This is a genomic window from Nostoc sp. NMS4 (genome assembly GCF_017115095.1).
Lineage (GTDB): Bacteria > Cyanobacteriota > Cyanobacteriia > Cyanobacteriales > Nostocaceae > Nostoc.
In genome coordinates this window covers 13,099-31,416 of sequence record NZ_JABXKI010000160.1, presented here as the reverse complement: position 1 = coordinate 31,416, position 18,318 = coordinate 13,099, and the positions used below count along the sequence as shown (strand labels likewise).

The following is an 18,318-nucleotide window of genomic DNA, read 5'->3' as shown; positions in this document are numbered from 1 at the left end:
TATCATAATATATTTGTATCATTATTAAATCGAAATTATATTAAGACAGTACTGCAACTCTTAACCTAACCTTATCAATAATTAACGGTAAAGCTTATATCTTACCATCTCACACTTGTTAAGTTGAAGGCTAAATAATTGGCATTGGACATAATTAAACATAACTATATGTTTTTACTATTCTATCGTTAATGCCTTGTATCTCATACTCTACGCCTTATTTTGTGTAGCGATCTTTATTTATACCCACTTATTTAACTTTATATTTATAACTGTATGGCTTAAATTTTGTTATTAACTGGATATTTACTAAATATTAACTTTAAGGAATGAATTTTTAAGTTTTAAGAATAGTTTTTTAGCGGTAGTTTCGGAGTTCATAGATTAACAAATAGCGTTTTTTTAGATAAAATAAACTACGAAGATCATCAGAGAAATATATATGCGTTTTTCTCAGTTTGCAGGGATTCTTGGTTGTACGACAGCAGCTTTTATCTCAATAGCACCCATACAGGTAGAAGCTGCAACTTTTAAAGTGATATCTGGAGTTACCAGCATCGATCGCGATCATGAGAAGATTCTTAGTAGTATTGGGCTAGACTTGACAGGCACTAATCAGACAGTCGCACCAATTCCTAGTAGTTATTTAGTTGGCTTCAACATCGACTCACTTACTAACTTCACGTTCAGTGATGAGGGCGGTTTTACTCCGCTCTCAGGTACAATCGAGCATACTGGTACTGTTACCTTTAATAAGGATATTACTGTTGGTGACTTTTCAATTGGTTTTTCTCCAGGACGTACTGTCACAGGTGCTAGCGGACTTGTTTTAAGAGACACATTTTCTTTAAATACAATTTTGTTTGATTTGATAGCTCCGGGACTTGTGGCATTTGATGGACAAAATTTAACCATTCCTGATGTGAAATTGTTGATTTCTCCAGAGTTTGCCAATATATTAGGCGACTCTGAATTGACTGGTTTGTTTGCTGGAACTGCACGAATTGATGCTCAAGTTACTGCCGTCCCTGAATCTGATAGTGTATTAGCAACTTTGGTCGCAGGTGTGGCTCTTTTAGCAACTAGATTTTATAGCCAAAAAAATAAATGCATCTGATATTTTGAAGCATAGCCAACCAAAAGTTCGCTCTACAACCCAATTATCAGGCAATACACTTCAGAATGAGCAACAAAACCCTGATCTAGATACGCGATTTATCGCGTCTTGAAAGACCAATTATTTACACCAATAACCTTTAACCCAGGGCTATTTCATTTTCATATAGGCCGCCTCAGAATGAATTCTGAGTCTAATAGCAAAAGTCGTCTAAAGACGACTGAGAAAAGGTTATAGTCTGTTTTAACGGACTTTAGCTAAAAGCCAAAGAACTTCAGTTCTGGGCGGGTTTCTGTCTAGAACGAAATAGCCCTGCCCTTAACCCAAGCATATTGAATTATCAGGAGTGCTGAGTAGGGAATCTCACTTCTTTAACTCAGCACTGGCTAAACCCTAGCTATCCGCTAACGGAACTTGGATAAAGAGAAACTGTTTTGCCCAATGCCCTATGACCAAATAGTTTCGCTCTAATGTTGATGCAATGGCTAATACCAATTCAATTAATGGTTGCAACACATCTTTGGGTAAAGACGCGATTCATCGCGTCTCTACAAATGGTCTATTTGTCGCATTCTTTTTTTAAATTGGTATAACGTAGTAAGCACTATTTCATTGAATGCGTGTTGCTAGAATTACTGAATTTTTTGCTGTCACGCGGATTTCTGTGGCAGTAATCCGAGGATCTTTGAGCCAAAACTCTCTGATTGGATCTGTGCGTCCGTGCCATTCTGGTGGCCAGTATTCTTCGGGTGTGAGATCGTCTATTAAGATGAAGCCTCCAGGTTTGAGAGCAGTTATTAATGTCTGAGGTTCTGTAAGTTTGGCCTTTCCGCCATCGGCAAATAACAAATCAAAGGGAGCATAGGTGAGTAAATCGCGCCAGTCGCCTTGAAGTGCGCGGACATTAGACTTATTTGCAAATAGCTGTTGCACAACTTTGGCAAGCTGGCGATCGCTATCTATGGTAATCAATGTAGTATCTGGGTGTAATGCACTCACAATCCACGCTGCACCAACCCCACATCCACTACCAATCTCACCAATTTGACCCTGTGTGATGTGACTGGTAAGGACGTGTAATAGGCGACCAACTTCCGGGAGTGAAGATTGAGTAAATTCAAGTTGTGCAGCTAGGGATTCGGCCTGCTGCACTAATGATGGACTAGAGGCGATGGGATAGTTTGTCATGTCTACTCCTCGATCAAAAGTTCTCGCAGCATCACACTGGTAATAATGAAACGTGCGCTGAAACTACCTTCCATCCTTCGGTAAACCTGTACCAAGTCTGGCTTTGTCGCCCGAAACGCTCTACACCATTGATAATTCGGCGAAATTCTAAAGTCACTGTTGCTGCATCTTTGCCAAAGGTTACAACCTTGAGATTCGAGATTTCTCGCTCTATTTTTGGGTTTGGTCGATTCTGACGAAAGTTACGAATTTCATCGCTACCATAAAGGTTTTCTGCGATCCCCAATCGCACTACTTCGGGCGCATCCCAAAATAAGCTATCCATTACCTCCAAATTGTTATTAGAAAGGGCTTCTTCATACTTGAGATACAAATCAGTTACTTCAGCTACAACAGTAGGGTCATTTATAGTAGTCATTGTTGTTACCAATTTTTGATATTATCAAACAGAATTCAGGAGTCAGGAGTCAGAATTCAGAATGAATTCTGTACGACTGGTGGATAGCACCGGCAGCAAGCGAGTCTGAATCCCCGACTGATAGCGTAGCGTTAGCGAGTCATTGAGCGTCTTGATTCTGACTCCTGAATTCTGACTTCTGAATTATTTTGAGTTACGAATTATTAATCTAGGAATATCACTTGGGGAATGAGCGATCGAGTCAGCACCATGAGATTTTAACTCCTCCTCAGTTCCATAGCCATAGGTAACACCAATTGAGGCAATTTGATGATGTTTGGCTCCAATGATGTCATGTGAGCGATCGCCTACCATCACCACAGTAGAGGGTAAAAGTTTTTCTGTTAACAAAATATGGTGAATTAAGTCGCCTTTTATGCTCCGCGTTCCGTCAAGTTCACTACCATAAATACCATCAAAAAGCAACGATAAACCAAAATATTTAATAATCTGCGTAGCATAAATATCTGGTTTGGAAGTTGCAACAAAAGTTTTATAACCAGCAAAACGAATAGTTTTTAAGACTTCGGGAATTTCGGGATAAAGGGAGTTTTCAAATAAGCCAATGGTGGCAAAGCGATGGCGATACAGTGAAATAGCCTGTTCAATTACTGTGCTATCCAAGGTATTGAGTAATTGCGAAAAACTGTCTTTCAGTGGTGGGCCAATACACCAATGTAAGTCATCAGCATTGGGTGGTCTGTAACCGAGTTCGGAGAGCGCATACTGTATGCAACCTGTAATACCAGGTTTCGGATCTGTCAAAGTTCCGTCAAGATCGAAAAGGACGGAGGAGGAAAGCATATTTTATATTAGACCTCTTGCAAAAATATTTTCTGGTAAAATGTTAGGTTTTGTCGCTTGAATCAATACTAATTATGCAATACGAGCAAACAAAAAAGTTATCGAATCGGCAGTTCAAACATTTGGTCGGGGTGCAACGACATACTTTCGATGAGATGGTTAAGGTGTTAGAACATACATACAACCAGTTTTAAGCAAACACGAGGTTATCCGAACAAGCTTACCGCAATCGTAGAAAACGTTTTGGATTGCGCTGTCATTTAATTGCTGGGATTTATGATTATGAAGTTCAAAAAGAAGCCTAAATTTCTCTTGGATTTAGTCAGCCCTCCACCATACCACAAAACTTTTTTGCAACAGGTCTAATGATTACAGCCACAGCGACGAAGATAGAAGCAATTCTCTATTTAAAGGGTAAGCCCTTGTCGCTCGGCGAAATCGCCGAGTATGCCGCGTGCGATCGCGCCACTGTCAAAGAAGGCATAATTGAACTCATGGACAACTATGCCCACCGAGATAGCGCCCTAGAGGTAGTAGAAACTCCAGATGGTTATAGTTTGCAACTACGGTCTGACTTTCACGATTTAGTGCAAACGATGATACCAGTAGAATTGGGTGTAGGTGCATTGCGGACTTTAGCTGCGATCGCCCTTAATAGTCCCATACTTCAAAGCGACTTGATTAACCTGCGCGGTTCGGGAGTATATCAACACGTCCCAGAACTCGTCGAACTTGGTTTCATCCGCAAGCGGCGAGACAGTGATTCTCGCTCCTACTCACTGCAAGTAACACCGAAATTTCATCAGTATTTCCAAATCGAACAACTTCCGCAAATACTTTCCACCAGTCAAAAGGAAGAACAACTAGAACTAGAACTAGAGGGAGTAGGGAATGGGGAGTAGGGAGCAATCAATTCAAAATTCAAAATGACGCTCGAATACTCGCTACCGCTACGCTAACAAAATTCAAAATTAAAGAACTTCTGCCCTATGCCCTATGCCCAATCCTCTTAAAGACTTATACCCGTGGTGAATGCGCTACCCTTGTACTATGGTTTAGAGTAGAGTTAGCAATTCAGCTAAATAAAACTGCCAATGGTGTTTAATCCTGACTTTTTGAATGACAACTCCGAGGAACACCCTAATCAACTTCTTTCCGACCACTCTGAGGAATACCCTAATCAGTTACTCAAATATCTACAGCATCAGTCTCCTGATGTTTTAGCTAGGGTTGCTCAGTCCGCTAGCCCCGAAATTAAACAAATTATCTCGCAAAATGTCCAAGGGCTAGTGGGAATGCTCCCGACAGAAAATTTTAACGTGCAAATCACAACAGATCGGGATAACTTAGCTGGACTTCTAGCGTCGGCGATGATGACGGGGTATTTTCTGCGCCAGATGGAACAAAGAATGCAGTTAGAGCATTTGTCTAATGGTCAATAATTAATAGTCAGTAATCAAACATTCTAGAACTATTGACCAAATAATTACTAATTCGTAATTCGTAATTAAAAAGGCTATAGCAGCCGATACTGAATTCTTGATTCAGTAGTCAACAAGACTTTATGGAGATTTGAATCTTCCCGTTATAGCGCAGCCTTAAAGCCTTCTCTTCTCCCAAAGGGAGACGCTACGCGCAACGTCTCGTAGAGAGCATCTTGTAAGTAAGAATTACGAATTACGAATTATTCTGACTACTTTCTATCAGGATAAGCTGTTGATTGCACTTTAAAGGTTTGAATTTTGCCACTACGGTTGACTTCGATCGCTATTATGTCTCCAACTTTGCTAGACTCTACCAGCCTCTGAACTTGGGCTGAAGTTTTGACCGGTTTACCGTTAAATTTTTGAATCACGTCTCCAGGGAGCAGTCCTCCACGCTTGGCTGGGGAATCATCTGTGAATCCTTTAACCACAATTCCAGCATCCTGCTGAATATTCAGTTGATTTTCTTGATTAATCTGCTGCTTTCTTATGGGAGAAAGGTCTGCCATTTCAATACCCAAGAAGGGATGTTCCACATGCCCTTTAGTAAAAAGTTCATTGGCGACGCGGGCGGCGGTTTCAATTGGGATGGCGAAACCGAGTCCTTGAGCATCAGCACGGATGGCAGTGTTAATACCAATCACTTCGCCTTGGGCGTTTAATAAGGGGCCACCAGAATTACCAGGGTTAATTGCGGCATCAGTTTGGATAAAGCTGACTCGCTTATCTGGGACTCCAACTTGAGTACTGGTGCGATCTGTAGCGCTGATGATGCCGATAGTAACAGTATTATCTAAACCTAAAGGATTGCCAATAGCGATCGCCCATTGTCCTGGTATCAGATTTTGCGAATTGCCCAGTTTTACCGTCGGCAAATCATTCGCTTTTATTTTTACCACCGCCACATCTGTTACAGAATCAACTCCTACCACCTTCCCCTCTAGACTCCGACCATCCTTAAGGGTAACTTGTACTGTATCTGTATCTGCCACTACATGAGCGTTGGTGAGCAATTCTCCATCTTCGCTCAAAATAAATCCCGATCCCGTACCGCGCTCAATGCGTTCTTCAGGAATTGGTTGGTCATCCTCTCCAAAGAATCGCCGCAAGATAGGATTTTTCAAAGCATCAGAGATGGGATTGGCTACTTTGCGAGTGGCATTAATTCGCACTACAGCCGGGCCAACTTTTTGCACTGCCGTCGCAATAAAATTCACATTATCGCCACCAGTAGCCCCAATAGCTCCGTTAGGAGAATTCGGAACTACGGATTCTGGAGGCGAAGCCATTGTTACATTTTTTAGCTGTTGGAACGAGCGATTTTGTGGAATGAAATAGCGACTGCCAAACAAACCTGCACCACCGCCAATTACCAGTAAAAATACATAAACCACCAGTTGCTTTAAGGATAATTTCATAATTGTTTTGCTCAAGAACAGCAATGCAGTTGCTAATTTCTAAGTGTAGTCAAGCTAACGGCAAGTGGACAGATCAATTTACGAGAAATTAGGGAGTTAGGAGTTAGGAGTTAAGAGTTAGGAGTTTTGTTTATCTCCTTGTCTCCCTCGTCTCCCTCGTCTCCCTCATCTCCCCCAATCCCCATTCTTCCCATTTAAAATCTAAAGTTAATGCGCTCTTGACCTTTATACATGACTTTACTCTTTCGTCAACTGTTTCTCTGTAGCTTAGTTAGCGCCTTGGGCCTAGTAAGCATACTGCCATACTCAAATAGTGCTAACGCTGCTGTGGCTGGTTGCTCAACTCCAGCCTTATCTCGCTTCCAACGCCATAAAGTTGTTCGTGGCGAAACTTTGGAGAGCATAGCGCAGCGCTACAATCTCATTCCGACAACTATTATTGGCATGAATCCAGCTTTGCAGAATGGTGGATCTGCCGCCGTTGGTAGTGTGCTTCAAATTCCTCCCTACAATGGGATTGTAGTCGAAGTGCCTCGCGGTGAAACTTGGCGACAAGTGGCGGCACAATACAAAGTTCGTGCTGATAGCCTGTTTGAGGTGAATGGCTGCCAACAAAACCCCAGAATCGTGTTTGTTCCGGGGGTAAATTGGTCGCCTAATGGTGTTGTAACTAAGTCCCCTTTACCTACTGATGCAGGTACGCCAAACCGTGCATCCTTGTCTGGATATCCCTTAGCACAAGTGGCAACTGTGGGATTAGCTTACGGCTGGCAAATTAATCCTGCGACAGGTGAAGTTTTCTTCCATAGTGGTGTTGACTTATTAGCACCAGTTGGTAGTAATGTGTTAGCGATCGCACCTGGAACTGTAGCCTTTGCCAGCGATCAAGGTTCTTATGGCAAGTTGGTCATTATTAACCACAGTGGCGGACTTCAAAGCCGCTATGCTCAACTTGACAGTATCAAAGTTACTGTCGGTCAGCAAGTGAAAAAAGGAGACTTACTGGGAACAGTAGGCACTAGTGGAAAACCAAGTTCCACTCAACCGCATCTCCATTTTGAAGTACGTTCTAGCTCATCTCTAGGTTGGGTAGCGGAAGATCCCAAGGGTTATTTGAAGAAATGAGAGAATGGGCAGTAGGGAATAGTGAATAAGGGATGAGGAAGCAGGAGGAGATGAGGGGATAAACAAAATTCCTAACTCTTAACTCCTAACTCCCGGTTCGCTCATTTTTTTGGGAGTTAGAAGAAAGTGTAAATCTTCTCCACAAAATGCTTTCAACGTTTCTAGCCGCTTAAAAGCCCAGCCTTGAACCTGATTTAAACGATGATCCGCTTGCGATAATATGTGTGTCAGAACCCTATCAAGTTAAGTTTTGATAGCGGCACAAGTTATGAGTTAAAGTCAAAACTCCTAACTCCTTATTCCTCACTCCTAACTCTAAAATGGATTTATTGCGATCGCTGCCACTTGGACTTTATTTAGAACAACCCCAAACTTGGCTGCATAAAATCGATCCGCGAGTCAAGTTCGCCTGGTTGATGAGCTTTTTAACAAGCTACGTTTTAGCCAACAACTTTTGGCGGGTGCTGCTGGTGGTAGTATTGATTCTTGCGACCTTGATTGCGAGAATTCCTCGACGTGTATGGCGGCAGCAAATGGGTTGGTTATTCATGCTATCGTTTTTTGTCTTAGCGATCGCAGCTATCAGTCCTGATGGACTGGGTGTAGATTATCAACCACGTCTGCCAGCAAACGAACAAATATTAACTCAGCCAGCATTCTCCAAAAATCCTGTTCCAGAGCCAGCAATTGAGAAAAAAGAATACAGCTACGTGCTATTTCACGAAGGCCCAGTCAAAGTTACTCGCTACTCCTTAAGTTTGGCAGTACGCCTGAGTACACTTATATTTACCGTGATTTATAGCACCAACTTGTATCTGCTGACAACCGCACCAGAAGAAATCACATCTGGCATAGAAAGCTTAATGCAACCCTTGCGCCGCTTCAAGTTGCCTGTCACAGAAATTGCTTTAACTTTAACCTTGTCCTTACGCTTTATTCCCCTGGTTTTAGAAGAAGTGCAAAACTTATTTCGCTCCGTGATGACAAGAGCAATTAATTGGAAAAAGCTAGGATTAAAAGGAGCATTCAAGGTTTGGATGACAGTTGCAGAGAGACTTTTAGAAAATCTGCTCTTACGAGCCGATCAAATGGCGAATGCAATGATGGTGCGGGGTTTTACCAGTCCCAACGAGCATCGAGTGCAGTGGCATGATTTACGATTAAAAGGGCATGACTGGCTGGCGATCGCAACTTTAATCTTATTCTGGGGAATACGCCTAGCTATAGGAACTCAGGCGTAATTTTGCACCGAGAAAATGGTAAGAGGTAATACAGCAGAATTCAGGAGTGATTATTGTAGAGACGGCGATTCATCGCGTCTCTTAATTATGGTAGGGTAAATTAAACAGCTGCCCAGCCATAAAATTGATCCCCTACTATTTATTGTAGATTTTTGTTATAAACTAGTGTTGATCGAACACTACAAACTAATCTTAAAACTTTTGACCTATCACCCTTATGAATCTCTGCAAAATGCTCAGGCATAAATTGCAGCACTGAAAATACTGGATAATCAATAGACCTTCTGCATAAAGGCGCAACTAACTGCGGCGGTAGCTTTTTTGGCTAGTAGTGATAGCGATCGCTCTCCTCAATGCGCCTGTTGTGCTGCCACCAACCACCGAGTAGATAACACCCGCTCTGTGTCTGGGTTTAGGCGAGAGTTCTGGTAATTTTTACTCACTTTAAGGGATTGCGAATATAGCCATACTTTTTACTAGTTGATTCCTGTATCCAGGCAAACCCTTCAGAAAAGTTACCAGCTTTATCAAATTGTGGTTGGATTACACGATTCCCCGTCTTGTCGATATAGCCCCACTTGTTGTCAATCTGAACCACTGCCAACCCTTCATGAAAGTCACCAGCTTTATCAAATTGTGGTTGGATTACACGATTCCCCGTCTTGTCGATATAGCCCCACTTGTTGTCAATCTGAACCCCTGCCAACTCTTCAGAAAAGTTATAAGCCTTATCAAATTGTGGTTGGATGACAATGTTACCACTCTTGTCGATATAGCCCCACTTGTTGCCAATCTGAACCAGTGCCAACCCTTCATGAAAGTTACCAACTCGATCAAATTGTGTTTGGATGACAACGTTACCACTCCTGTCAATATAGCCCCGCTTGTCGCCAATCTGAATCGCTGCCAACCCTTCAAAAAAGTCAGAGGCTGCAACAAATTTTCGTTCAATAACAAAGCTTCCAGTTTTGTCGATATAGCCACAAGTACTGACAATACAAGCCCGTGCCAGTCCTTGGGAAAATTCTCTAGCCTTATTTTCAATAAAATTCCGCTTAGTGACAAAGTTTCCAATCTTGTCGATATAATCCCAGTTTTGACCATAAATCCACACTAGCGCCAATCCTTCGGAAAATTTATTAGTTTTATCAAATTGTGGTTGGATAACAGTGTTACCACTCTTGTCAATATAGCCCCACTTGCCATCAATTTCGACAGATGCCAGTCCGTCTGAAAAATTACCAACATCCTGAAATCGTGGCGCGATCGCAAAATTGATATTTGGTTGCGCTACAGCATCGGTTTGCGATGGAGATGATGTTGGTGTTGATGTAGTGGAAGTCGCTATTGGTGACTGAGTAGGAGTTAGTACAGGTGGGTTTGGCGGTTGAGAACGATTGATTAATGCAAAAGTTGCTACTATTCCTGCTCCTAGTCCACCTAAACCAATTAAACTTCCTCGCAGTCTAGGTTTAGAAACTTGTGAGATTAAACGGGCAAATGGACGAACCAGTTGTTGTGATTGCGCGGTGTACGATTGTGGCATTAAAGCATTGACTGCTTGTAAAGCCTCATTTGCTGATTGGTAGCGCTGGCTGAAGTGGTAGCGCACCATTTTGCTTAGAACCTCCTTTATATCATCGCTCACCTGTACATAATTACGCCAGATAACTTCACCTGTAGGGTCTTGAAGTAATTGTTGCGGTAATAAGCCTGTGAGTGCTTGAATGCCAATCATGCCAACTGCATAGATATCGCTACATAATTTGGGGTCGCGATTAGCTTGTTCACTCGGCATATACCCAGGAGTACCAATAGCAATGGTAGACTTCACCTGACCTTGTGTATTAACTGCTAAACTTCCAATCTCTTTAACTGCCCCAAAGTCAATCAGCACAATCTTCTCATCCATTCGGCGGCGCATTATATTTTGGGGTTTGATATCCCGGTGTATAATATTGCGCTGGTGGACAACCACTAAAACTTCCAGAATATCTTGCAATAGCTTCGTCACTTCCTCTTTGCTAAAACGTCTACCAGGAGTGAGTTCTTGGCTTAAATCATGGCCATTTACCAATTCCTGAACTAGATAGAACTCCCCATTTTCTTCAAAGTGGGCTAAAAGTCTTGGTATTTGATCGTGAGAACCTAAGTCATCCAGAACTTGTGCTTCCGTCTTAAATAAGCGTCTTGCGATCGGTAAAACTGCTGGGTCGGTGCTTGTTGGTTTCAGATGTTTGACTACACACTGGCTATTTTTTGGTAAATCGCTGTCCTCAGCCAAATAAGTATCGGCAAATCCTCCACCTCCCAATTCTTTAATGATTCGGTAGCGGTTACGCAAAATTGTTCCCTGGACAAGCATATAGTTCACTCTTAATCACTAAACACTATAAAATGATAGTTTTTTTTCCAGTACCCAATCCCAATTTTGTGCCATTGGGCGACAGTTGTGGCAGTATGGAAAGAAGTTGAAAAATTCGACATTGCCGTTGGGAACTTCCAAGGGTGTTTTTCCTGCCCACGTCGAACTTTCAACAAGAGGATCGGGGTTATTTTGTGTCTTGTCCCTACAGCTTAGTAAATTGAAATCACCGCAGATGGTGATATTTGTCCACCAGCCTCTACTTTTTCAATCTACGCTTCGCGGCTTCTGTTGTACCATTGCGCTTCACTACCACTAGCTTCATCTGCCCATTAGGAACTAGATCGAGGTCTTCGTAACCGCAGCTTCGCATTTTAACCAAATATTCTGACGAATGTTGGTATTATCGTCTGAATGTTTGGAATTCACTGCGAAAAGATATATATACTTCCACCTTGACTACACCTTGACTCTTAAATGAATCCAGAAAACGCAGAAACTTACATAAACCATCCAACTTGGGGTTTACTCTACAAAATCTGTATGGTTGATGAGAACCAGGATTTGTTCACCACACTTTATGCCCAGCGCTTATTTTTTCTGGTGGCAAATGACGTTAAAGGTGTTAAATTCCAGTCTTTAGGACGTACTGAGGCGAGAATGATGTTGGAAAATCGCTTACGTACCCTGCGGCGTAGTGGGCATTCTCAGGAGTACGATCAGCTTCAGAGTGTTTTCCAGCGCACCTTCCAATGAACAGTTCGATTTCCGAACGTATTGTTACTATTCGTTCCTCTCTCCCAACATCAGTCAAATTGATTGCTGTTAGCAAGCAAGTTTCTGCCCAGGACATTCGGTCTGCATACAATGCCGGAATTCGTGATTTTGGGGAAAGTCGTGTCCAAGAAGCCGCCAGCAAACAAGCCGAGTTGCAAGACTTACCGGATATTACCTGGCACTTTATTGGACATTTGCAAGGCAATAAAGCCAAAAAAGCCATTGAACAATTCCTTTGGATTCACTCCGTAGATAATTTGAAACTGGCACAGCGCTTAGACCAATTGGCGCAACAGCTAGGAGTGAGTCCCCAGGTTTGCCTACAAGTGAAAATTCTCCCCGACCCCAACAAGTCCGGTTGGAGTGTACCAGAACTTTTGGCTGATTTACCCACGCTCAATCAATACAAAAATTTACAAATTCAAGGTTTGATGACAATTCCACCTTCAGGATTAAATAATTCGGAAATTCTCAGTGTGTTTAATCTCAATCGTCAGCTAGCAAAAGAAATCCAGGAGCAAAATTGGCCGCATATTAAAATGCAGCAGTTGTCTATGGGTATGTCAGGCGACTACGAACTGGCAGTGCAAGCAGGTGCAACGATGGTACGATTAGGAACAATCTTGTTTGGCGATCGCTATTAGCCGCTTAATCATCAGCCTTAGTCTTCGGTATTAATAGAAGCTAAGAATTTGATGACAAGAATTTTCTAACAGACTGGTGCAATTGGAAACAAAGGATATAGTATTGACAAGAGCAATCGCCAAGAGAAAATGGGGTATAAAGAAGTTTCCTTCGGATAACCCTTAGGATACAATCTTGACTCGTTATTATGTTTAGGCGATGCACAGACCTTTCCAATAAGTGTCAGTTCATCGCCAAAACCCGTAGTTTGAGCTACAACTAGCAATACAGTTGCTGAAGTATCCGTCGATGTAACGTAGTTTACCGCCGTAGGCATAGCTCCTAGCTCAACTAATCCTCAGCCAAGTCAATACAGGCTATTCGCACCAGGAGAGTACACACGCAATGAACAACATATTTTCCAAACTCAGAGACTTTGTGGGTCTAAATGAGCAAGTGGAATACGAATATTACGAAGAAGAACCAGAAACAGATAATAATTACCAAAATCTGTATCAGCAAGAAAACCCCCAGCCAGCACCACAAGAGAGTCCAGCCGCTCAAAATCGACGCTGGCGGGAACCAGTGCCTACAATGGGAGATGATATGACAGCAGGTTCAAAGCCAATGGGGAATGTGATTGGTATGCCAGGAGCAATTAACGGAATTTCGGAAGTTTTAGTACTCGAACCACGCACCTTTGAAGAAATGCCCCAGGCAATTCAAGCGTTGCGAGAACGCAAGTCAGTAGTATTAAATCTGACAATCATGGACCCAGATCAAGCTCAACGAGCAGTAGATTTTGTTGCAGGTGGTACTTACGCACTAGATGGACATCAAGAGCGCATTGGTGAGAGCATCTTTTTGTTTACACCAAGCTGCGTCCAAGTTAGCACCCAAGGTGGTGTTCTTCATGAAGTACCACAACCACCAGTACGTCCATCTCGTCCTACAGGTACTCCAAATCAAACCTGGGGCAACGAAACTAACCGGATGGCACAATAACAATTCAAAATTCAAAATTCAAAATTCAAAATTGAAGAGAGTTTCAGTCGGGGTTTAAATCCCCGTCTGAAACTAAAACGACGTGTAGACGTTGGTCTTAGCTTAATGACGAATGACGAATGACTATAAAATTTGGCTTAATTGGTGGTGGGGTAATGGGAGAAGCGCTCTTATCCCGCCTTATAGCGCGTGGAATTTATCAATCATCAGAAGTCATAGTTAGCGAACCGCTATCTTCACGCCTAGATTTTTTAAAGCAGCAATACGATGTTGCTGTGACAACAGATAATAGCCAAGTTTTCACCGAAGCAAAAGAAGTTCTCTTTTTGGCAGTGAAACCGCAGGTGTTTAGCGCGATCGCTCAAGAATTAGCAGATATTGATATTCTTAATAGAGAACATTCACCCTTAATTATTTCCATCTTGGCAGGTGTACCCTTAAGTCAGTTAGAAGCTGCATTTGTGCAATTGCCAGTGATTAGAGCAATGCCCAACACTCCGGCAACTGTAGGAGCGGGAATTACCGCGATTTGTTCAGGTGCATATACCAACGCCAAGCACCACCAAATAGCACAGCAAGTTTTTTCTGCTGTGGGTGAAGTCGTGGAAGTTTCAGAAGGGCTGATGGATGCAGTTACCGGGCTATCTGGTAGCGGACCCGCTTACGTGGCGCTGTTAGTAGAAGCACTTGCAGATGGCGGAGTCGCCGCAGGTTTACCTAGAGCGATTGCCAATCAACTAGCCTTGCAAACCGTACTAGGAACAGCGAAACTGTTGCAGGAAACCAAAATGCACCCAGCAGAACTCAAAGATCGTGTTACCAGCCCCGGCGGTACAACCATTGCCGGAATTGCCAAACTAGAACAGGCAGGATTTCGTTCCGCTTTAATTGAAGCAGTCAAAGCTGCCACAGAGCGATCGCAAGAGCTGGGAAAATAAATAAGAGTCATTAGTCATTGGTCATTTGTGAAAAACTAATGACAAATGACAAATGACAAATGACTAATAGCCAACGTTAGTATAGTAAACAATCTGGTTGCAAATGTGATTGAGTGAATTATCCTGCACCGTCTCCAGAACTTGACTTAGGGTCTATATTTCCCTTTGAACTGGATCAGTTTCAAAAAGAAGCGATCGCGTCCCTGAACGCTGGACGCTCCGTAGTCGTATGTGCGCCCACAGGTTCGGGCAAAACATTAGTCGGGGAATACGCTATTTATCGCGCCCTGGCAAAAGGAAAACGTGTATTTTACACGACTCCTCTAAAAGCGCTGTCGAATCAAAAATTACGTGATTTTCGAGAAAAATTCGGGTTTGATCAAGTCGGTCTGTTAACTGGAGATGCTTCCATTCACAGGGATGCACCGATTTTGGTCATGACCACAGAAATTTTCCGAAATATGCTCTATGGTACACCCATTGGGCAAGTCGGCATCTCATTGGTAGACGTGGAAGCGGTAATACTTGATGAATGCCACTACATGAACGATCGCCAGCGCGGTACTGTTTGGGAAGAATCAATCATCTATTGTCCACGGGAAGTGCAACTGGCAGCCCTCTCAGCAACGGTTGCCAATAGCGATCAACTCACCGATTGGCTAAACCGCGTTCACGGGCCAACTGACCTGATTTACTCCGATTTTCGCCCAGTCCCTTTAGAATTTCACTTTTGCAATCCGAAAGGGTTATTTCCCCTACTGAATGATAGCAAAACCAAAATCAACCCCCGACTTCAAAAGAAAAAGGGGAAAGGGGGAGAAAGGGATAGGGGGAGAAGTGGCAGACCGGAGGCTCCTGGGATAATTTTTACCTTGAGCCAGTTAGAGCAACGGGATATGCTACCAGCGATTTACTTTATCTTCAGCCGCCGGGGATGTGATAAAGCGGTGGCGGAAGTGAGTGATTTATGGCTGGTAAATAGTGAAGAGTCCCAAATTTTAAGGGAACAGATTGATCACTTTTTAGCGCGTAATCCTGAAGCTGGGCGTTCTGGACAAATTGCCCCCCTGTATCGGGGAATTGCTGCCCACCATGCAGGGATTTTACCTGCTTGGAAAGCACTGGTAGAAGAACTATTTCAGCAGGGGTTAATTAAAGTAGTATTTGCCACCGAGACACTGGCGGCGGGAATTAATATGCCCGCCCGGACAACGGTGATTTCTACCCTTTCCAAGCGTACCGACACCGGACACCGCCTCTTGAACGCTTCCGAATTTTTGCAAATGGCGGGACGAGCAGGCCGCCGGGGGATGGATAAACAAGGTCATGTGGTGACAGTCCAAACTCCCTTTGAAGGAGCCAAAGAAGCCGCCTATTTGGGAACATCCAAGCCAGACCCTCTAGTAAGCCAGTTTACGCCCAGTTACGGCATGGTACTCAACTTGCTGCAAACCCATACCCTAGATCAAACCAGGGAACTGATAGAGCGCAGTTTTGGGCAGTATATGGCCACCTTACATTTAAGACCAGAATACGATGAGATTGCCGAACTGGAAAAACAATTAGCTCAATTACATGAGCAAATCGCCGCAGTTGATGAAAATGAACTGGCTGTTTATGAAAAATTGCGGCAACGTCTGAAAGTGGAACGTCAAATATTGAAAACCTTGCAAGAGCAAGCACAGTCAGACCGCCAAGAAGAATTGGTGATGATGTTGGGCTTTGCAGTGTCAGGAACTCTGTTGAGTCTCAAGGGCAAAAATATCACCGTTTCTTCACCCGTAACCGCAGTTTTAGTCGGAAAATCGGCTGGTTCTGGTCAAGCTCCTTACTTGGTATGCTTGGGGCATGATAACCGTTGGTATGTGGCAACCACAGGGGATGTAGTCGATTTGTATGCCGAACTGCCGCGAATTGACGTACCACCTGATATGCTACCGCCGCCAGAGATGCCCTTAAAGCCAGGACAGTCGCGCCGTGGTAATCAAGAAACATTTGCGATCGCTGCCTGTATTCCAAATCCGATAGAATCTTTGCATCTAGCACCAGAAGTCGCAGAACAACTCAGTCGCACTACCGCCGTCCAAGAGCAATTAGAAGCTCATCCCCTACATCAATCAGGAAATGCAGCAACGCTTTTCAAGCGACGCGCCCGCTACGTCGAACTAGAAGCTGAACTCGAACAGTTGCAAGAGCAAGTAGAGCAACAGTCACAACGTCATTGGGAAGAGTTTGTGAATTTAATCTCCATTCTGCAACATTTTGACGCTTTGGATAACTTAGTCCCCACAGTATTAGGGCGAATTGCTGCCGCCATTCGCGGTGAAAATGAATTGTGGCTGGGTTTAGTATTCGCTAGTGGTGAATTGGACAACTTAGATCCGCAGCATTTAGCAGCAGCAGCAGCAGCTTTGGTAATGGAAACGCCCCGTCCAGATAGCAAGGTTTACTTTAAGCTTAGTAATGAAGTGACAGAAGCCTTGAAAAAATTGCAGGGAATTCGCCGCCAAATGTTCCAACTACAACGGCGTTATAACGTAGCTTTACCTATATGGTTGGAACAGGGAACAGAAAAAAAGGAACAGGAAGCAGAGAACAAGTTAATTGCGATCGTGGAACAATGGGCGCTAGGAATGGAGTGGATAGAACTCTGCGAAAAAACCACCTTGGATGAAGGCGACGTGGTAAGAATTTTACGCCGGACGTTGGATTTATTATCGCAGATACCCCACGTTCCCCATTTGCCAGACTCTTTCCAACGCAATGCTTATCGGGCGATGCAGTTGATTGATAGGTTCCCTGTGAATGAAGTGGTTGAATAAACAGGACGCTATTTACCCAGAGAGAGTATTTGTTGAAGAAAAATTCAGAATTCAGAAGTCAGAATTCTGGTGTAATTTGAGGGGTTTAGAGTAGTACTCCAAACCCCTCAACAATGAATTTAGATTTTGACCAAATAATAGTAGTGGTACGTAGTTAAAAATGCTTTTTTGGTTTCATATATCTTCTATGACATGATTAATCACGTGTATCTAACAAAAGTTATAGTCGCTCTAAGCACTATTCAACCTTAGTACACCAAGTTTCCAGTACCCTGCAACTGACGCAAAGAATTTATACATAATGGACAGTCGCAGCCAAATACTCTAATTGCAGCATCGCTTTCCTCTTCAGTAAAGTTCAACATGGCAACATTCCGATCTGATACTGATGTCACAATACTTGAGGAACTTGCAGAGGTATAGGGGCGTTTTCTCTCTGAATCTCGAATACACACAAAATCTTGTCCACCATGTGGGTTAGTGATACAGGTACGACCGTCTTGTGTATGCAGTAATCGTTGTCTAATGGTAGTACTAGCAGCGTGTGCAGGATGAAATACCACCAGCGTAGACATCATTGATACAAAGATTGAGGAAGTGGAAAGCAAATTCAGAAGAATTTTTTTGTTCATATATTTCCTTGAGAAAATTGTCTACTAGTTTAGGGTATTCGATTAACTTTCAAACTTCAAGTGAATTTTCCCTAAGAATAGCTAGTACCGCAAGGCGTAATTCGTAATTCGTAATGACGCTCGCGGACTCGCTACCGCTACGCTAACGTAATTCGTAATTACCATTACGTAAGGGTTTTACACATTTCAAATGGATGGCTTATTTCCGCCGTGCTGTACTAGCCTGACACTTGTTACCCAAGAAAGTTCCATATATACACCAGTTCCATCGCAAATTAGTTCCTACAACAGAATTCAGAAGTCACTAACCGTTTAAATTAT

The 18,318-nt window shown here is 43.0% G+C and carries 16 protein-coding genes and 1 pseudogene; 11 read left to right on the top strand and 6 right to left on the bottom strand.

What is annotated here, in order from left to right; translation table 11 throughout:
- The first annotated feature begins 442 nt into the window (after window positions 1-442).
- Window positions 443-1,117 (top strand): hypothetical protein, encoded by a 675-nt coding sequence (locus tag HWQ37_RS13540; protein WP_292748047.1) that lies wholly within the window; start codon window positions 443-445, stop codon window positions 1,115-1,117.
- Window positions 1,118-1,726: 609 nt separating this feature from the next.
- On the opposite strand, the gene HWQ37_RS13535 is transcribed toward HWQ37_RS13540, so the two are convergent.
- From HWQ37_RS13535 to HWQ37_RS13525, 3 genes are all read right to left on the bottom strand, one after another.
- Window positions 1,727-2,305, bottom strand: a complete 579-nt coding sequence (locus HWQ37_RS13535) for an O-methyltransferase (RefSeq protein WP_292748045.1) — start codon at window positions 2,303-2,305, stop codon at window positions 1,727-1,729.
- Window positions 2,306-2,336: 31 nt separating this feature from the next.
- A complete protein-coding gene (gene hpxZ, locus HWQ37_RS13530; protein WP_292748043.1) occupies window positions 2,337-2,723 on the bottom strand; it encodes an oxalurate catabolism protein HpxZ in 387 nt (128 codons plus the stop codon).
- 183 nt (window positions 2,724-2,906) lie between these two features.
- Complete coding sequence (locus tag HWQ37_RS13525) at window positions 2,907-3,566, bottom strand: HAD family hydrolase (RefSeq protein ID WP_292748041.1); 660 nt, start codon at window positions 3,564-3,566, stop codon at window positions 2,907-2,909.
- A gap of 206 nt (window positions 3,567-3,772) precedes the next feature.
- Between HWQ37_RS13525 and HWQ37_RS13520 the strand changes: the two are divergent.
- From HWQ37_RS13520 to HWQ37_RS13510, 3 genes and pseudogenes are all read left to right on the top strand, one after another.
- Window positions 3,773-3,871: pseudogene (locus tag HWQ37_RS13520) on the top strand (IS5/IS1182 family transposase); the annotation flags it as partial.
- A 60-nt stretch (window positions 3,872-3,931) separates the two neighbouring features.
- Window positions 3,932-4,468: an SMC-Scp complex subunit ScpB gene (gene scpB, locus HWQ37_RS13515; RefSeq protein ID WP_292748039.1), complete on the top strand. Its 537-nt coding sequence runs from the start codon at window positions 3,932-3,934 to the stop codon at window positions 4,466-4,468.
- A gap of 192 nt (window positions 4,469-4,660) precedes the next feature.
- Window positions 4,661-5,008 (top strand): DUF760 domain-containing protein, encoded by a 348-nt coding sequence (locus tag HWQ37_RS13510; RefSeq protein WP_292748037.1) that lies wholly within the window; start codon window positions 4,661-4,663, stop codon window positions 5,006-5,008.
- Between the two features lie 251 nt (window positions 5,009-5,259).
- On the opposite strand, the gene HWQ37_RS13505 is transcribed toward HWQ37_RS13510, so the two are convergent.
- On the bottom strand, window positions 5,260-6,468 hold the full coding sequence (locus HWQ37_RS13505) for an HhoA/HhoB/HtrA family serine endopeptidase (RefSeq protein WP_292748035.1): 1,209 nt from the start codon (window positions 6,466-6,468) through the stop codon (window positions 5,260-5,262).
- 231 nt (window positions 6,469-6,699) lie between these two features.
- Between HWQ37_RS13505 and HWQ37_RS13500 the strand changes: the two genes are divergently transcribed.
- Both HWQ37_RS13500 and HWQ37_RS13495 read left to right on the top strand, forming a co-directional pair.
- Window positions 6,700-7,593, top strand: a complete 894-nt coding sequence (locus HWQ37_RS13500) for a LysM peptidoglycan-binding domain-containing M23 family metallopeptidase (RefSeq protein WP_292748033.1) — start codon at window positions 6,700-6,702, stop codon at window positions 7,591-7,593.
- Window positions 7,594-7,913: 320 nt separating this feature from the next.
- Window positions 7,914-8,834: an energy-coupling factor transporter transmembrane component T family protein gene (locus HWQ37_RS13495; protein ID WP_292748031.1), complete on the top strand. Its 921-nt coding sequence runs from the start codon at window positions 7,914-7,916 to the stop codon at window positions 8,832-8,834.
- Between the two features lie 439 nt (window positions 8,835-9,273).
- On the opposite strand, the gene HWQ37_RS13490 is transcribed toward HWQ37_RS13495, so the two are convergent.
- Entirely contained in the window at window positions 9,274-11,199 is a 1,926-nt protein-coding gene (locus HWQ37_RS13490; protein ID WP_292748029.1) for a WG repeat-containing protein, read from the bottom strand.
- Between the two features lie 477 nt (window positions 11,200-11,676).
- On the opposite strand from HWQ37_RS13490, the gene pipX reads away from it, so the two are divergent.
- The 5 genes from pipX (at window position 11,677) to HWQ37_RS13465 (ending at window position 17,365) form a co-directional block, all read left to right on the top strand.
- Window positions 11,677-11,955, top strand: a complete 279-nt coding sequence (gene pipX / locus HWQ37_RS13485) for a transcriptional coactivator PipX (protein WP_069068710.1) — start codon at window positions 11,677-11,679, stop codon at window positions 11,953-11,955.
- Complete coding sequence (locus HWQ37_RS13480; protein ID WP_292748027.1) at window positions 11,952-12,620, top strand: YggS family pyridoxal phosphate-dependent enzyme; 669 nt, start codon at window positions 11,952-11,954, stop codon at window positions 12,618-12,620. Before pipX ends, HWQ37_RS13480 begins: the two co-directional genes overlap by 4 nt.
- A gap of 385 nt (window positions 12,621-13,005) precedes the next feature.
- On the top strand, window positions 13,006-13,605 hold the full coding sequence (locus HWQ37_RS13475) for a cell division protein SepF (RefSeq protein WP_292733451.1): 600 nt from the start codon (window positions 13,006-13,008) through the stop codon (window positions 13,603-13,605).
- 119 nt (window positions 13,606-13,724) lie between these two features.
- Window positions 13,725-14,543, top strand: coding sequence for a pyrroline-5-carboxylate reductase (gene proC, locus HWQ37_RS13470; RefSeq protein WP_292748025.1), 819 nt, complete (start codon window positions 13,725-13,727; stop codon window positions 14,541-14,543).
- 113 nt (window positions 14,544-14,656) lie between these two features.
- Window positions 14,657-17,365 (top strand): DEAD/DEAH box helicase, encoded by a 2,709-nt coding sequence (locus HWQ37_RS13465; RefSeq protein ID WP_292748023.1) that lies wholly within the window; start codon window positions 14,657-14,659, stop codon window positions 17,363-17,365.
- 248 nt (window positions 17,366-17,613) lie between these two features.
- On the opposite strand, the gene HWQ37_RS13460 is transcribed toward HWQ37_RS13465, so the two are convergent.
- Entirely contained in the window at window positions 17,614-17,997 is a 384-nt protein-coding gene (locus HWQ37_RS13460; RefSeq protein ID WP_292748021.1) for a hypothetical protein, read from the bottom strand.
- Window positions 17,998-18,318: the final 321 nt, after the last annotated feature.

Excerpts from the sequence above, each read along its gene's own strand:
- HWQ37_RS13540 (WP_292748047.1), top strand. The coding sequence starts at position 443 with ATGCGTTTTTCTCAGTTTGCAGGGATTCTTGGTTGTACGACAGCAGCT.
- HWQ37_RS13535 (WP_292748045.1), bottom strand. The coding sequence starts at position 2,305 with ATGACAAACTATCCCATCGCCTCTAGTCCATCATTAGTGCAGCAGGCC.
- hpxZ (WP_292748043.1), bottom strand. The coding sequence starts at position 2,723 with ATGACTACTATAAATGACCCTACTGTTGTAGCTGAAGTAACTGATTTG.
- HWQ37_RS13525 (WP_292748041.1), bottom strand. The coding sequence starts at position 3,566 with ATGCTTTCCTCCTCCGTCCTTTTCGATCTTGACGGAACTTTGACAGAT.
- scpB (WP_292748039.1), top strand. The coding sequence starts at position 3,932 with ATGATTACAGCCACAGCGACGAAGATAGAAGCAATTCTCTATTTAAAG.
- HWQ37_RS13510 (WP_292748037.1), top strand. The coding sequence starts at position 4,661 with ATGGTGTTTAATCCTGACTTTTTGAATGACAACTCCGAGGAACACCCT.
- HWQ37_RS13505 (WP_292748035.1), bottom strand. The coding sequence starts at position 6,468 with ATGAAATTATCCTTAAAGCAACTGGTGGTTTATGTATTTTTACTGGTA.
- HWQ37_RS13500 (WP_292748033.1), top strand. The coding sequence starts at position 6,700 with ATGACTTTACTCTTTCGTCAACTGTTTCTCTGTAGCTTAGTTAGCGCC.
- HWQ37_RS13495 (WP_292748031.1), top strand. The coding sequence starts at position 7,914 with ATGGATTTATTGCGATCGCTGCCACTTGGACTTTATTTAGAACAACCC.
- HWQ37_RS13490 (WP_292748029.1), bottom strand. The coding sequence starts at position 11,199 with ATGCTTGTCCAGGGAACAATTTTGCGTAACCGCTACCGAATCATTAAA.
- pipX (WP_069068710.1), top strand. The coding sequence starts at position 11,677 with ATGAATCCAGAAAACGCAGAAACTTACATAAACCATCCAACTTGGGGT.
- HWQ37_RS13480 (WP_292748027.1), top strand. The coding sequence starts at position 11,952 with ATGAACAGTTCGATTTCCGAACGTATTGTTACTATTCGTTCCTCTCTC.
- HWQ37_RS13475 (WP_292733451.1), top strand. The coding sequence starts at position 13,006 with ATGAACAACATATTTTCCAAACTCAGAGACTTTGTGGGTCTAAATGAG.
- proC (WP_292748025.1), top strand. The coding sequence starts at position 13,725 with ATGACTATAAAATTTGGCTTAATTGGTGGTGGGGTAATGGGAGAAGCG.
- HWQ37_RS13460 (WP_292748021.1), bottom strand. The coding sequence starts at position 17,997 with ATGAACAAAAAAATTCTTCTGAATTTGCTTTCCACTTCCTCAATCTTT.